The 16,263-nt window shown below is 42.4% G+C and carries 12 protein-coding genes; 4 read left to right on the top strand and 8 right to left on the bottom strand.

Going from position 1 to position 16,263, the window contains the following annotated elements:
* Positions 1-119 precede the first annotated feature (119 nt).
* From BXO88_RS00690 to BXO88_RS00680, 3 genes are all read right to left on the bottom strand, one after another.
* On the bottom strand, positions 120-3,326 hold the full coding sequence (locus BXO88_RS00690; RefSeq protein ID WP_078035872.1) for an efflux RND transporter permease subunit: 3,207 nt from the start codon (positions 3,324-3,326) through the stop codon (positions 120-122).
* 20 nt (positions 3,327-3,346) lie between these two features.
* Positions 3,347-4,468, bottom strand: a complete 1,122-nt coding sequence (locus tag BXO88_RS00685; RefSeq protein ID WP_078035871.1) for an efflux RND transporter periplasmic adaptor subunit — start codon at positions 4,466-4,468, stop codon at positions 3,347-3,349.
* A 170-nt stretch (positions 4,469-4,638) separates the two neighbouring features.
* The gene (locus BXO88_RS00680; RefSeq protein ID WP_078035870.1) at positions 4,639-5,271 is read right to left on the bottom strand and encodes a TetR/AcrR family transcriptional regulator; all 633 of its coding nucleotides are present in this window, start codon (positions 5,269-5,271) and stop codon (positions 4,639-4,641) included.
* Between the two features lie 398 nt (positions 5,272-5,669).
* Between BXO88_RS00680 and ispE the strand changes: the two genes are divergently transcribed.
* Together ispE and BXO88_RS00670 are read left to right on the top strand one after the other, a co-directional pair.
* Positions 5,670-6,548 (top strand): 4-(cytidine 5'-diphospho)-2-C-methyl-D-erythritol kinase, encoded by an 879-nt coding sequence (gene ispE, locus BXO88_RS00675; RefSeq protein WP_078035869.1) that lies wholly within the window; start codon positions 5,670-5,672, stop codon positions 6,546-6,548.
* Between the two features lie 29 nt (positions 6,549-6,577).
* Positions 6,578-7,288 carry a GntR family transcriptional regulator gene (locus BXO88_RS00670; protein ID WP_078035868.1) on the top strand — a complete coding sequence of 237 codons (711 nt, stop codon included), beginning with the start codon at positions 6,578-6,580 and terminating at the stop codon, positions 7,286-7,288.
* Positions 7,289-7,471: 183 nt separating this feature from the next.
* Here the strand turns inward: BXO88_RS00670 and BXO88_RS00665 are convergent, their stop codons facing one another.
* The 4 genes from BXO88_RS00665 to BXO88_RS00650 all read right to left on the bottom strand — a co-directional run bounded on the left by BXO88_RS00665 (position 7,472) and on the right by BXO88_RS00650 (position 13,637).
* On the bottom strand, positions 7,472-9,589 hold the full coding sequence (locus BXO88_RS00665) for an ATP-binding protein (protein ID WP_139355465.1): 2,118 nt from the start codon (positions 9,587-9,589) through the stop codon (positions 7,472-7,474).
* 28 nt (positions 9,590-9,617) lie between these two features.
* The gene (locus tag BXO88_RS00660; protein WP_078035866.1) at positions 9,618-10,820 is read right to left on the bottom strand and encodes a metallophosphoesterase family protein; all 1,203 of its coding nucleotides are present in this window, start codon (positions 10,818-10,820) and stop codon (positions 9,618-9,620) included.
* A 222-nt stretch (positions 10,821-11,042) separates the two neighbouring features.
* Entirely contained in the window at positions 11,043-12,518 is a 1,476-nt protein-coding gene (locus BXO88_RS00655; protein WP_139355464.1) for a low temperature requirement protein A, read from the bottom strand.
* Positions 12,519-12,767: 249 nt separating this feature from the next.
* Positions 12,768-13,637, bottom strand: coding sequence for a phosphoribosylaminoimidazolesuccinocarboxamide synthase (locus BXO88_RS00650; RefSeq protein ID WP_078035864.1), 870 nt, complete (start codon positions 13,635-13,637; stop codon positions 12,768-12,770).
* A 273-nt stretch (positions 13,638-13,910) separates the two neighbouring features.
* Between BXO88_RS00650 and BXO88_RS00645 the strand changes: the two genes are divergently transcribed.
* Both BXO88_RS00645 and BXO88_RS00640 read left to right on the top strand, forming a co-directional pair.
* Complete coding sequence (locus BXO88_RS00645; RefSeq protein ID WP_078035863.1) at positions 13,911-14,288, top strand: CidA/LrgA family protein; 378 nt, start codon at positions 13,911-13,913, stop codon at positions 14,286-14,288.
* Positions 14,285-14,980 carry an LrgB family protein gene (locus BXO88_RS00640; protein WP_078035862.1) on the top strand — a complete coding sequence of 232 codons (696 nt, stop codon included), beginning with the start codon at positions 14,285-14,287 and terminating at the stop codon, positions 14,978-14,980. Before BXO88_RS00645 ends, BXO88_RS00640 begins: the two co-directional genes overlap by 4 nt.
* A 71-nt stretch (positions 14,981-15,051) precedes the next feature.
* Here BXO88_RS00640 and BXO88_RS00635 read toward each other — a convergent pair whose 3' ends face one another.
* Positions 15,052-16,149, bottom strand: coding sequence for a sugar kinase (locus BXO88_RS00635; RefSeq protein ID WP_044996418.1), 1,098 nt, complete (start codon positions 16,147-16,149; stop codon positions 15,052-15,054).
* Positions 16,150-16,263: the final 114 nt, after the last annotated feature.

The raw sequence follows: 16,263 nt of genomic DNA, 5'->3' as shown, positions 1-16,263 counted from the left end.
TGTTTTATCCAGTCAACAGTATATTCTTCTTACAAAATATCCCGGAAAGCCAAAGCCTTCCGGGATACGATTCACAGTCTTCAGAATTCAATCCCGACCGCTTCAGTTATTATAACTCATTAATCAGGGAATCCGTCACTGAAATCTCCTGCATCAACATCAGTTTCATCGTCAGGTGTAGGATCATCGTCAGCCGCTCCGTATCTTTCCCAATCTTCAGCTGCTTTCTTCTGATAGTACTCCGAAGGTTTTTTTCCTTCCATATATCCCGGTGCAGGAACATCCCTGTCCACCATCTTTTTACTCTTATCCATGACTGTATAGTAAACAGGAAGTACAAGAAGAGCAAGGATGGTTGAAGCCGTAAGACCACCTACGTCTACTATGGCAAGTCCTTTCATCATCTCACCGTTATCGCCTATACCTATCGCCATAGGAATCATGGAAAGTACGGTGGTGAGCGTTGTCATGAGAATAGGTCTAAGTCTGGTAGCACCGGCTTCAATAAGAGCTCGTCTCTTCGGCATGGCCATCCTGTACTGGTTAACAGTATCTACATAAAGGATACCGTTGTTAACAACTGTACCAATGAGCATCATGAATCCAAGAAGAGAGACCATGGAAATGGATGAATCCGTAAGCCATAAAAGTGCGAAGGAACCTATCAAGGCAAGAGGCAATGTTGTCATGACCATGAAAGAGAATCTCATGGACTCAAACTGTGATGCCATTACTACCCAAATAAGGAATACCGCGATAACAAGGGCTCCTCCAAAGGCTGAGAACTCTTCGTTCTGTGACTGATCCGAAGAATTCATACCCATGGTCACTCCACTGTTAAGATACTTTGAAATAACCTCATTGTTGATACGCATTCTGGACATCTGATCCGCATTAGTCGTATAGTCAGCTGTGATAGTAACATTATACTTCTTATTTTCTCTCGAAATGGATGCAGGGGAATCCTCAAATACCACGTCGCTTATATCTTTAAGCTGTACCTGGGTTCCTGAAGGCGATGTCACAAATATATCCTTTATCTTTTCTACATCATCATACTCATCCTTAGGATACTCCACTGTGACATCAGTATTCTGTCCATCTATCTGCATCGTCATGGCCTTCTTACCTGATATCATATTATAAAGCTGAGTTCCGACTCCTGAAGGAGTAAGTCCTTCTGCCCCCGCCTTAATGGGGTCTACATGAACCTTGATGAGTGGTGCCGCATTTTCAAGTGATGAATGTACGGCAGTAACATCATTTCGATGCTGAAGTTCTTCGACTATATCTTTTGAAGCCTGCTTAAGGTTGTTATAGTTCGATGACTGTAAAATAACCTCATAGGTTTCCTTGGCAGTTGAAAGACCGGACATGGAATTGTCTGCCGTAACTGAAATGACCGCATCCGGTGTTCCGTCAAAAAGCTTACGATAATAAGTCGCCTTATCCTTTGTCTTCATGCTCCTGTTTTTTATAAGCTCAACCGAAACAGTAGAACTGCTTCCGTAATACATAGACTGGATACTGGAACCGCCAGAAGATACTCTGTAATTTTTTGTATCAGGATCCTTCGCGACTACATCCTCTATTTTGAGAAGTATATTATCTATCTCATCTATCTTAAGTCCTGCTCTTGTACTTACATCTATGGTTATCTTACCATCATCAGTTGCCGGCATCATCTCTACCCTGATATATTTCAGGAATCCCAGAGAAGCTATAAACAGTGCTACGGAAATGACAAGCACAAGCACCCTGTGATTAAGCAGCTTATCTATGATACCTCTGTACAGCACCTGCATTCTCTGAATAGCAGAATGGGCTGGCGCCTTTGAATTCTCTGACGGTTTGTAAAGAACAAAGCACAGAGGAACAATGGAAATCGCTGAAACAAGGGATGACAGCATACAGAACACAATGGTGAAACCAAGGGGTGCGAAGAACTGTCCCATAAGTCCGCTCATAAATCCAAGCGGAAGGAAAACAACGCAGGTCGTTATGGTTGAACCGAGAACAGACTCACCGACTGTTTTTACTGAATCAAGAGCTGCAGTCTGCCTTGATTTTAACCCGCCGGTTGAATACTTATCCATGGCTCTGAAACAGGCCTCAAGTACAACGATAGAGTTATCAACCATCATACCTACACCAAGAACGAGAGCTGACATGGTTACCATGTTAAGGGAATATCCCATCGCCCACATAGCCACAAGTGCGGTAAGTATAGACAGAGGGATGGATGTACCAACTATCAGAGAAGCCTTCAGGTCTCCAAAGAACAGTATGATAACGATCATGGAAATGATTATGGCCATGATCATGGTTTCAAATACGGAAGTCAGAGAGCTCAGGATACTGTCTGAATCATCGTCGATTATGTGGATCTTAAGATTCTCATCTCTTGACTCAAGATCGGCAATGAGATTTTTTGCCTGATTGGACATATTTACAGCCGACTCACTCTGCTTCTTTGTAAGATCAAGCATGATGGTATCCTGGCCGTTAAATCTTCCTATGGCATCCCGATCCTTAAGGCTGAGATTTATTCTGGCTATATCACTTAAATAAACCGTGTTTCCGTTTCCGGTCGTAATAGGAATGTTGCCGAGAGAATTAACGTCATCATAATCATTACCTGTACTTACCGACAGCTTTTGTTTTCCTACGTTGGTAGTACCTGCAGGCTGAGCAAAATCTGCCGCGCCGACCGTTGAAGCTACAGTAGACATGCTAAGATTATACTGCTTAAGCTTTTCAGGTATGAGCTCAATGCTCACATACTGCTTCTGTCCGCCGGAAATCGATACGCTGGCAACAGTACCAAGGCTTTCAAACTCAGGAGAAATATCATTTTCAACATAGTTGTACATATTATCCTGTGCTGAATTTTCTATAGATAAGCTCAGGGACGGCTGCTCACTTACGTTCATGGTAAGGATATTGGGCTCCTTTACGCCTTCAGGAAATCCGGCTTTTATGGAGTCGATCTTCTTTTTCATGTCATCGTAAGCCTTGTCCATATCCGTGCCGTACTCATATCTTACCATGGTAAATCCATAGTTTTCAGAAGACTTGGATGTAACTCGTTTTACATCCGAAAGTACGGAAACACCCTCTTCTATAGGTGTTGAAATGATCTCATCCACGTCCTCAGGAGAAGCTCCATTGTAGGTTGTGGTTATGATGATCATCGGAACATTGATATCGGACATAAGTTCCATCTTCTGATTAAGAAGGGACATTATTCCAAAGAATATGAGACTGATAACTACCAGGATGGTGGTAACCGGTCTTCTGATGACAAATTCGGTTATTTTATGCATTATTATGCTCCTTCCTGGTATCAGTCAGCTGCTATATTCCCGTTTTCATCTATGATACGAACATTTGCCCCATCATAGATATCCTTTGTCCAGCTTGAAACGATCATATCCGATCCGGTTATACCTTCCAGGACCTGATATTCCGAATCAGATGTGATTCCCAATGTAATGAAGGTTCTTCTGGCTATACCGTCTTCATATACATAAACGTATGGATTTCCGCTGGAATAGTATACATAGTCCGATGGAACGATGAGAGCATCCTTGGCGGTTGCGGATATCAGCTGAACCTTTGCTGCAACACCGTCTGCAAGGGCTTCGGCATTTATAAGCTCAGCCTCTACAGAAAAAAGTCCTGTGGACGAATCAACCATTCTTGATAAATCAGAGATGGTTCCCTCATATACCGAGCTGTTTTTTTCAACAGTTACCTTCTGCCCCAGAGAAAGATTGTTAAGGATATCCTCAGTAACACTGAATTTAACCTTCCTTTGTCCTGAACCTGTGATAACACAAAGCTCAGATGACGGTGAAACTGTTGAATTCAATGTCATATTCTGGTTCTGAATAGTTCCGTCAGCAGGTGCTGTTACCGTCGAATATTCGATCTGAGTATCATACTGGAGCTTCGCAGAATCCAACTGAGCTCTTGCAGCAGCAGCCTGCGACTGAGCGGCATTTGCCGAATTAACTGTTGAGGTATATGTCTGAGGCGCTACATCCCCTGCCTGATAAAGCGGAGTCATACGATTGAGCGCATCTGCCGCCGTATTTGCCTGATCCTGTGCCGCCTGAAGTGAAGCATTGGCAGAATCATAAGATGCCTTTGCCGAATCTATGGCCTTCTGGTTATCTATCTTCGCAATAGGATCTCCCTGCTTAACCTGATCTCCGTTCTGAACATATATTTCGATGATCTCACCGGAAGTCTTCGGCATCACATGATATGTATCAGATGGCTGGATCTTTCCCATAAGTGAGGTTTCACGTTCTATATTTCCGACGGAAGCTTTGGACAGCGTAACTGCCGGAAGCTCTTTGACCTGCATCTCTTCCTCAGGTTTCATCAGTCTTGCAACGACAGCACCACCTAAACCTGCAATTAACGCAACAACTATGATTATGGTAACTGGTTTTTTCATATATCCTCCTGTTTTTATGTGTCAGCTCATTTTACGCCTTATAACAAGCAGACACTTGTTTGTCTGAAACATATAACTTCAGTAAATTCATATTTACTTCATATAGAAGACATGTCGGCATATCTTCTATGATATATTTATACAATTTCTGCGTTTTTCTCGCTTTGTTGTCATTTTCTCGTATCCGCCCCAAAACGAAGTACATTCATCTTGAGATGGAACTCCTCGAGGATCTTTTCTTTATCCTGATTCTGATAAGCTATGAGATTCAATATGGCGAGTCCAGAAATCATATGTGCCGATTTCACTATCGCTTCAAATCTTTCTCTGCTTCCTCTGTAATCCAAGAGACTTAGATCAAGCTTTTCCATCAGCCAGTCCAGCTGTTCCTTTTCTCTCTCCTGCTTCTTGCTGCAATCGTTTTCAGTCCAGACCACTGCCCTTTTCATGATGCCTGTGTTTGCAAGAATATTTATCCTTTGCTGGATAGTTCCCTGCTTAAGATAGCCTGCCACCTTCACGGTCCAGTCTGTTATGGCCTTCCAGAAATCCCCATCATTCTCAAGCACCAGTTCACGGAAGAACCGTCTGCTGTCTTCCTCATCTTCACTGAATACATATTGAAGAAGATCGTTCTTATCCTCAAAATAAGTATAAAAACTGCCTCTTGAAATACCGGCATTCTTGATGATCTGATTTATGGATGCCTCCTCATACGGTACCCTTGCAAATTCTTCACGGGCTGCTATCAGAATCCGCTTTTTCTTATCATCGGATAGCTTTTCAAATCTTTCGGTTGCCAAATTCCGCCTCCGTTTCCCCTGTGGCTCCCAGGCGCATTCTAAAATATCTGTATGATGTCACCTTTCACCCTGAAGCCGTTTTATATAAATAAAATTTTCATGGGCCAAAACTACAGTCCAAAATGGTGACAATCTGTCATTTTCTTTATGAGAGTATAGTGACACCCTGTCATTTTGTCAACAAAACATCGGTTAAAAAATCACCATTTAATGTCAAAATAATGATTTTTTATATAAATTTTAGAATATTGTATATTTATGAGTACACTATTCCTTGCCTAAACTCACGATTTGCATTACAATAGCGAAGTATTGTATACAAAGAACGATTTATATATGAACATTCTCATCTATTAAATTGTAGTGATTTATACAACTATAGGGGGATCAGGTTTTTTATGGATAGTATCAAACTTCAGGCATACGGTAAGATCAATTTATCGTTGGATGTTCTGAGGCAAAGAGAAGACGGCTATCATGATGTAAGGATGATCATGCAGACCGTAAAACTTCACGATAATATAGATTTGCAGAAGACACGGGAACCGGGAATTCGTATAAAAACGAATCTTTCTTTTCTTCCGGTGAACGAAAACAATCTCATGTACAGAGCTGCTAAATTACTTATGGATGAGTTCGATATAAAAGAGGGCGTATCCATGCAGCTTAAAAAGGTTATTCCTGTCTCAGCCGGAATGGCCGGTGGTTCTACAGACGCAGCTTCGGTTTTTTATGGAATGAACAAGCTGTTCGATCTGAAGTTATCTATTGAGGAATTGAAAAAACGAGCTGTGACACTAGGGGCAGATATTCCTTTCTGTCTCATGCGCGGAACTGCTCTTTCTGAAGGTATAGGCGAGATACTTACACCTCTGCCGAAGCTACCGCCATGTCCTATCGTACTGGCAAAGCCGGCTATTTCTGTTTCAACCAAGTTTGTATATCAGAACCTTCATGTCAACGATCTTCCCGGATCAGCTCACCCTGATGTTGATTCGGTGATAGAAGCACTGAGCAGGCATGATATAAAAGACGTCGCGGAATGTATGGGCAATATCCTGGAGACAGTTACATGTACGCATTATCCCGAAATCGAAGACATCAAAGCCGCTATGAAGGAACTTGGTGCCGTAAATGCGATCATGTCCGGTTCCGGTCCCACAGTTTTCGGCATTTTTGACGATGAACATAAGGCAAAAAAATGTTATGAATCTTTGAGATTCGGCAAGAATAAGCATCTGGCCAAGCAAGTCTATCTGACTGAGCCATGGCGCTGATTTAACTATATATTACGGAGGACAATAATTTGATGAGCGAATTTACAGTTAATATGAACGAATATCTTCCTTTAAGAGATCTCGTTTTCAATACTCTCAGACAGGCTATTCTCAAGGGCGAGTTAAAACCTGGCGAGAGACTTATGGAAATACAGCTTGCCGAGAAGCTGGGAGTATCACGTACACCTATCAGAGAGGCTATCAGAAAGCTGGAGCTTGAGGGACTTGTTATCATGATCCCAAGACGTGGAGCCGAGGTCGCGAAGATCTCCCATAAGAGCCTTCAGGATGTTCTGGAGGTTAGAGGTGCTCTTGAGGAGCTTGCTACAGACCTCGCATGTCAGCGCATCAACGAGGAGGAGCTCAAGGAGCTTACAGACGCCGAAGATCACTTCAAGAAGGTGGTAGAGAACAATGGCTCAGAGATGGAGATCGCCGAAGCTGACGAAGCTTATCACGACATCATATACAAGGCCACAAGAAACGATAAGCTGGTTCAGATGATCAATAACCTTCGTGAACAGATGTACCGTTATCGTCTCGAGTACATAAAGGATGAGGCCCAGAGAGGAACTCTCATTAACGAGCATGAAAATATACTGGAAGCCATCAGGATCAGAGATATCATACGTGCCAAAACTCTTATGAAGGAGCATATAGATAATCAGGAGCTCACAGTTTCACAGAATCTTGAGGATGGAGCAGAAGCCGAATCCAGATTAAATCACAAGCGTAAATAATATAAAGCAGCATATATAATTCCATAAATAAAAAGAGTTGAATCTTTCAAATCCAGAATCGATTCCGGTCCTTAGATCTAAAATCCAATTGTCGGAATCCGGCTTCCTGTAAAGATTCAACTCTTTTTTATGGTTAAAAATTTAATTCAGTTTTTTGGAAAATCACACAGCTTCACACTGTTCTTATTTCCTGCTTTCATGGCAGGTGAAGTAAATCACCTGATATGTTTTTGCGATCTCATTAAGGAACTTCATGGCTCCCTCAACCTTCTCCTCATCAAGATTTACAAAAGGATCATCCAATATGATAAAAGGTTTTTCAGCTTCATACATGGCATCAACAAATGCCATCCTTCTCGAAAGCTCTACCATATTACGGAATCCCGCAGAAAGAAGCCCGGTACTGTGAGACTGCCCTTCCGAAACAAGATTTACATTAAAACTTGCATCCATCCGATATGGCACTTCCTCTAAGCCGGAAACATTGATAAACATACTGTAGTACTTCTTGAATGCTTCCATGAGAGGTGAAAGATACGCCTTGGTAAAACTGTTATGCGCCTCTTCCAGATGATCTCTGACCAGCAGCAGAAGATTATATCTCTGTTCCATTTCATGGAGCTCCTGAAGCCCGCTTTCATAACGTCTTTCTTTTTCGAAGACAAGCCGCAGTTTATCTTCCGATATCTTCATCCGGGATTTGAGGCCATGGATACTCTCGGTTATTTCATTGAATTTAAGTGTCTGCTCATTAAGCCTCTCACTCAGCGACTCAAAAGATCCTTCTCCATCAGATGGAAAATTCAGATCACGTAGCCTATCCATGTCATGAGTACTTTCAAATTGAGCCTTCTCTTTCCTTTTAAGTGTAAGCTCTCTCGCAAATTCTCTGATATCGCAAAGCCTGTTATATCTTAAAATATCGTTTCCAAAGCCTCTGAATGGCTCAAAATCGAGATCATAAGCATCAGAAAAATCATATCTCGGATAATATTTACTAAAAAAAGAAGCTATCTCTTCACAGAGCCGTTCTATTTCATCCGATATCTCATCCATCCCCTGAGGTCTTCGTCTTCTGTTATAGTTTCCTCTTGCAGATATGGAAACTGTCCTGATTATGGCAACCGCCGCTCCTACCGCAGCCATGACCACCCCAAAAAAGGTATGACTGTCGGAAAGAATAAGGTATCCTCCGGAAAACAGGAGTATGACCGCCAGAATATATGAAAAAAACGTCACCCCAATACCGAAATCTCCGGTGTAACCGTGGGGATCCTGTTCCATCAGACTAAGCTTTTCCCTCAGAAACTGCACCTTTGCTATACGCTTTTCTATAGTGTACAGGTCCTTTTCATCCGGTATGCCACACTTGAATCGCTCATCAAGCTCTCTAAGTCCTCTGTTTATCTCTCCGTTCCTCGATTCTGCTGTAATGGTTTCAAAGGCTGCTCCAAAATGTCTCCTCTGAGCCTCCATGAGTCTTCTTTCGGAGTCCGATATCTCCTTTGCAAGGTTATCGTAACTCATCTTTTCCTTTATCAGATCCTGATATCTGGACAGCTCCAGAATACGGGAATTCAAGCTCTCTATGGTTCGTGACAGCCTTCTCTGTTCCTCTCCTGCATCGTGAAGCTTTTCTGCATAGGTGGTAAACTCCTGCTCCAGAGATTCCTTTTCCCTAAGCTCAGAATTTATGATCTCCAGCTCCATGCGCTTTTTAAAAATGTCTCCGGTCCTTCTGTTTGGTGACAGTGAATTGATCTCATCCTTAAGATTCTCGACGACAGCCTCATACCGATTCATATCATCCCGGTCTTCCGACAGATTTCCTATTTTGGCATTGATCTGTGAAGTAATCCCCGTCTCCAGCTCCTGCTGACCTATAAAAACGGTCTTTCTGAAGGATCTTTCATCAATCTTCAGTATCTCTTCTCCCAGGTTATCCGTATAATCAGTGGTTTCAAGATTTGTCTCCGCATCGAAGAGCCTGAAGATATCCTGGGACTTTTTTTCCCCGAAACTTCTCTCTATCCGGTACTTTTTTATACCGTCCCCTACACTGAAAACCAGCTCTCCACCGAAAGCGCCTCCCTGCCATGGTCTGAATTTCTTTCTGTCATTCTCCGCATCCTGGAACTTACGCTCTCCGGAAAGACCATAGAACATGACCCTGATAAAGGATGCCAATGTGGACTTTCCATAGCCGTTCTCCCGGAGAAAGACATTGAGCCCTTCATCAAAATCTATATCTACATCATGCAATTTTCCAAAATTTTCAATTCTTGCACTAATTAATCTCATCTTATTTACTTTCAAAATCCGGTCTTGATCAGATGTCCTCTCCCATCAGTAGTCTCATACCTGCTTCGATAACCTCCGGCTTTATGCTGTCATCAAGCTGACTGTCATCTCTTACGGAACGTATGAACTCTCCCTTGAGAGATCTGTCGTTTACATAATTCTGATAATCTATCTTTCTGCGGGTCATATCTTCAATCTTAAGAAAGTAGAATAACGGGCTCAGCTGAGAACTTATGAATTTAAGACTCTTCTCTGCTTCAAGCTCCACTTCACCTGTCAAGACAAGCTTTACCATATCATCTGCATGCAGGCGTCTTCCACCGGCACTGTCCACTATCTCTCTGATGGCATCCTGACTGATATACTGTATCTCTTCAGAAGATGTCGGTGTCCCGCTGAGAATATCAAACTGGACCCTGGCCCTTCTTACCATTTCAATAGAGCTCGTAAGCCCTGTAACATCAACGGGTATCATCCACATATGCCGCCTGCTAATGTCTACAAGCTGCCTCTTTATACTATGGGTCGCTTCATCAATATCAAGCAATATGAATCCGTGCTTTGAGCACTCATCAAAGCCTCTTCCCTCAAGGCATCCCGGATAGCACCATATACCGCGACCATCAAGCTGTCCGCTCATATACTTATGGACATGACCAAGAGCCATATAGTCTATATTCTTTCCGACATAATCTCCAAGATGTATCTCTTCATCTTCATCCGGGATGGTAGCATGTGCAGAAACCACCTGTCCATGGAGCATCACGATATTGTAATCCTCATCCCGGAGATTGAGAGTTCTGGCAGCCCAGTTTTCCGGAAGTCTGGCACCTCCAAAGCTGCTGCTGAGCTCTCTTCCCGATATTACTATATTCTGGGATAACCTGTACATGCGCCAGGAGTCGTTAAAGGTATAAAGATTTTCAGGTAAAAGCTCTGCTCTGTTCAGAAAAGAATCTGTGTCGTGATTTCCCTTCAAATAGAAAAAGACTATTTCCGGATGACTTTTCATGCTTCCAAGTATAGTCTGCGCTGTTGTAGTACTTACAGCCTTCGTATCAAACATATCTCCGGAAATAAGCACAGCCGAGACCTGATGACTTTTGGCATAGTCAAGTAGTCTCAACCACGTTCCGAGCATCTCCTGTCTGCGTTCCTCTGCCTTTTTTTCATCTAAATTTGTATTTAATCTGCTATCCAGATGGATATCTGCACAGTGAATAATTTTCATATTTATTTATCCCGTGATACTTGAGAAAAACCAAGTATATATTTCAAACAAATGTACGATGATATATTAGCATTTAGTAATGAACTCCTCAACTGCTTTATGAAAATACAGCTACGGCCTTGAATGCTCTGATGTATATGAAGCGGCCGGCAGTTACATTTGTCGTAATTCCCACATAAAAAAACTCCCGGACAATTGAAGTCCGGGAGTCCCCTATACTTATCACTCGATATATCCACCAACCTTCATCTCCTTAAGATGAACATTATGTCTCTGAAGGAACATGAAGAATATAAGATATATGAAACCCACTGTAACGATAGCACCGATAAGCTGGTTGTGCCCTGCAAAAAGCATGAGCACTGTATATCCGACCATGATCACAAAAATCTTTCCCATGGACTTATATCCGAGCTTTCCATGAGTTTTACCATATTTTTCTGTCATAAGGAGACAGAGGTAATATATGAACATGGTTATGACCATCCACATGGTCTTCGGGAAAATAGGCACCAGCGGTCTCGCCAGCAGTTCCAATGCTATAGTCGTAGAATTTATGGCAAGGATCATGATAACATGGATCACCAGAAATCCCAGACCTGAGGTCTTTTTATGGTGGTCAAGAACATTGTCATAAAAGAAGCCGTAGCTGAGGAACATCCCTATGACTACCAGGAAAGAAAGTACGTTAAACAAGATATGTGTTTCGCTTGTGAAGTATCCGCCGATACCGATGATCATCTCGCCAAAGGTAAGAATGACCAGAAGCAGATTTCTCTCCGCAAAATGAGGAAAATCACACGGTCTTTGCGCATAGGCCGAATGCTCCTTCAGCTTTCCCAGATATCCGACTATGAGTGCCACAGGTGAAATGATTATACCTGTAAAATACTGCACAGGTACAGATATGGTTATGATAGCGAACTCAAAGCTGAGGATGGTGATATTGTTCCTGAGGATCTCCTTGTCTATCTCATCGAGTCTTGGTGCAAAACGAAGCTTATCCCAGCTTCTGTATGCAAGATTCGCCATGATCATGCCCCACGCAGAGTGATAACGTATGTACTGATCCGCCCAATGACTATTGGAACAACTTGCCATATAGTAGAGCATATACATATTTAACAGGATACTGATATAATCCCTTAGCGACTTTCGTCCATACCGGTTAAAAAACATGGTGGTGAACATCCATACCTGCATGACTACTGCCGTAAGAAATATAAAGGTCATTATGGTATCGACAGGAGGAAATGTTTCCTCATACTCATGGAACATGGCATTTATGGTTCTCAGGCTGTATACAAATATAAGATCATAGAACAGCTCTATATACTCTACTTTTTTCTCCACATGATCCTTTGGTTTAGGACTCTCCTTATTTACTCTTGACCATATACGATAGAGTATGGAACCTTCAGCCTCCTTAACAGGTGTTCCCTGTTCCACCTGCGAGGCGCCGGTAGCTTCGTCCACTATTTTATTGAAGTACTCTCTCTTCTTATGCTCTTCCTCATCGATGTCTTCACCCCGTGTACGGACATGCATCTCCATCTTCTGTACAAGCTTTGGCTTTACCGAGTACTCTTCCTTGCTTTTGGGACTTCCGTCATAATCAAGTCCGGGAATATCCACCTCTTCGGTGAATTCTCCATTTGATTTCTGCTCCATCAGGTCCTCATCATTCAATAGACTCACTATATTCTCCCTTTAAATCAATTTTCTGATTCTGCGCACAAATCCGGCATTTCTCACCAAAAAAAGACAAAAAAATCCCGAAATATGTTTACAAACACAAGACATCACATTAAATTTAATTTCACAAAATCTATAATTTCATAAATTTTACCATACAAAAAAAGACCGGCACAAGTCTTCTCTTGTACCAGTCCTTGTTTTTATTTTAATACTTAGCCCACCATTATCCTGTCATTGCACTTTCGGATATTACAGTGTCTCTCCTGTGAGCATGTTGTAAGCTTCCTTGTAAAGATCAACAGTCTTCTCAACTATTTCCTGAGGAAGTGTCGCATTGTTATCAGGGTTTGCCTTTAACCAGTTGCGTACGAACTGCTTATCAAAGGACTCCTGTCCCTGTCCTTCCTTGTACTTATCGAGTCTCCAGAATCTTGAACTGTCAGGTGTAAGTACCTCATCGGCAAGTACTACCTCTCCGTTCTCATCGAGACCGAACTCAAACTTGGTGTCAGCAATGATGATACCCTTTGAAAGAGCATAATCCGCACACTTCTTGTACACAGCGAGTGTAGCATCCTTGATCTTTGTGGCGATCTCCTTGCCCTTTCCCGGAAATGCTTTTTCAAGAACGTCGATTGACTGCTCGAAGTTAATGTTTATATCATGATCTCCGAGCTCAGCCTTGGTAGATGGTGTGTAAAGAGGCTCAGGAAGCTTCTGGCATTCTTTAAGACCCTCAGGAAGCTTTAAACCGCAGATGGTGCCGTCCTTCTTATAGTTCTCCCATCCCGATCCTGTGATGTATCCACGTACGATACACTCAATAGGAATCATAGTAAGTTTCTTGCAAAGTGTAGCTCTGCCGTCAAATTCCGGCTTCTGGAAAAATTCCGGCATATCTTTGTTATCAACGGAAATTAAATCGTTTGGAATAACGTCCTTTGTGAGATCGAACCAGAACTTTGACATCTGAGTAAGAACTCTGCCCTTATCAGTGATCTGATTGTGAAGAATGACGTCGAATGCTGATATTCTGTCTGTTGCAACCATAATCAGCTTATCATCAAGATCATAGATCTCACGTACTTTACCTTCCTTAACAGGTTTAAAATCTGCCATCTTTACCCTCCATATTCAATTAAGGACACTTTTGTCCGAAGTGCATTACCGAGATTTAGTATAATTCATTTTTATTAAATCACAAGAACAAATATGCATACATATTCATCAGAATTAACATGTATTCTTGGTCATAGCGAAGGTTCATCTCAGTCAAAATTTGTTCATTATCACAATTGAACTCCAACAGTAATTTGATTATGCTTTTTTCTGATTTTTCTTTGTATACAATACAAGGAAAAAAATTTCCACATTTCAGAAAGCGTGCAAATAATGAAATTTGTAAAAGAGATTGTATGGATAATCGCATTCACTTTTATAGGCGAAGCGCTCAACGCTCTGCTGCCGTTACCGGTTCCCGCAGGTGTTTATGGTCTTATCCTGCTTTTGTTGTCATTGGTCACAGGTCTTGTGAAGCTTTCAGATGTGGAAGCCACAGGTAACTTCCTTTTGGATACCATGACCCTGATGTTCATTCCGGCTGCTGTTGGTATCATGAGCGTTACAGACGTCCTTCTGCCGGTGCTTATCCCATACATCATTATGATAGTTATCTCTACCATAATAGTCATGACAGTCACAGGTCTAGTGGCTTCTGCCATTCTAAAGCATAAGGAATCGAAAAATATAAAAAAGGAGGCCTCAGTATGAAAGAAGCCATCATTAATTCGAACTATTTTGGTCTCATTCTAAGTATCGCACTTTTTGTCCTGGCGGTTGAACTGAAATCCAGATTCAAGCTCGCTATACTTAATCCTCTGCTCATCTCCACATTAATGTGCATTGCATTTCTGACATTTTTAGATATTCCCTATGATACCTATAAATCCAGCGCATGTATGCTTAACTTTCTTCTGACTCCCGCAACGGTGTGCCTTGCGATTCCCATGTATAAGCAGTTAAAGCTTCTCAAGGATAACCTGTTGGCTGTTTTCTCTGCCATAACCGCTGGTACCTGCTGCTCACTTCTCAGCATACTTGTAATGGGAAAGCTTTTCAGTCTCAGCGATGAACACATAGCAACACTGCTCCCGAAATCCATAACCACAGCCATAGGTATGGGAGTATCAGAGGAAGCAGGAGGTATAGTTACTCTCACTGTTGCCGGAATCATCATCACAGGGATCCTCGGTAATATGATCGCTGAATCTATATTCAAGATCTTCCATATCACTCACCCTATCGCAAAGGGGCTTGCACTTGGTACCTCGGCTCATGCTGTCGGCACTGCAAAGGCTCTTGAGCTTGGGGAAGTAGAGGGAGCCATGAGCTCTTTAAGCATCTGTGTTGCAGGTATCCTGACCGTAATACTGGTTCCTATAGTGAATTCGACCCTTGTCTAGTTCAGGCAAAAAAAGATGCAGACCATGCAATGGGTCTGCATCTTTTTTATATAAAATAGAATTCTGTTTAATTATCTCTGAACACGTGCGCCTGCACCGCCCATTACGGCTTCTACTTCCTTCTTTGTAGCCATAGTTGTATCGCCAGGTGTTGTCATGGCAAGTGCGCCATGTGCTGCACCATAGTTTACAGCCTTCTCTGCATCGCCTGTTGTCATAAGACCATAGATAAGACCTGATGCGAAAGAATCACCTCCACCTACTCGATCCATGATTTCAAGACCCTTATAATCAGCAGCCTTATAGATCTCACCGTCTGCCCAGCAAAGAGCTGACCAGTCATTTACTGTAGCTGTATGAACTGTACGAAGAGTTGTAGCAACAGCCTTGAAGTTAGGATATGTCTTAACAGCCTCATTGATCATCTTCTTGTAGCCGTCAACATTGAGCTCCTTAAGAGACTCATCCTGTCCTTCGATCTGGAAACCGAGACATGCGGTAAAGTCCTCCTCATTTCCGATCATAACATCAACATACTTTGCGATCTCCTTATTAACCTCCTGAGCCTTCTTCTGTCCGCCGATAGCTGACCACATAGAAGGACGATAGTTAAGATCGTAGGAAACCATAGTTCCGTACTTCTTTGCTGTCTTGATAGCTTCGATAACTGTCTCTGAAGCCTGCTCTGAAAGAGCTGCATAGATTCCGCCGGTATGAAGCCAGCGTACACCAAGCTCACCAAAGATATAATCAAAATCAAAATCCTCAGGCTTTGCCTTTGAAATAGCTGTGTTAGCTCTGTCTGAGCAGCCCTTTGCTCCACGGATTCCGAATCCTCTCTCTGTAAAGTTAAGACCGTTTCTGCAGATTCTGCCGATTCCATCTGTATCCATCCATTTAACCAGTGATGTATCAACACCGCCCTGCATCATGAAATCCTCAACGAGATGTCCTACCTCGTTGTCTGCAAGAGCTGTAATAACTGCTGTCTTTAAACCAAAGCACTTGCGAAGTCCACGAATAACATTGTACTCTCCGCCGCCTTCCCATGCACGGAATGATCTTGCTGTTCTTATTCTGCCCTCGCCCGGATCGAGACGGAGCATAACCTCTCCTAAAGAAGCTGCTTCAAATGCACACTCATTTGCTGGTCTTAAATTCAAGTCCATATCTTCCTCCATTTTAAACTGCCTGCTGCCGCAAAGCAGAATTCAGCGTTTCTACCGCCTGCATCATATATAATTTGCCAGATAATGTAAGCGTTTTCACAACATGTAAAAGTA

Source organism: Oribacterium sp. C9, assembly GCF_002007235.1.
In the GTDB taxonomy this organism is placed as follows: domain Bacteria; phylum Bacillota; class Clostridia; order Lachnospirales; family Lachnospiraceae; genus Oribacterium.
The sequence above is the reverse complement of the archived record's forward strand: the minus strand, read 5'-3'. Positions and strand labels throughout refer to the sequence as shown.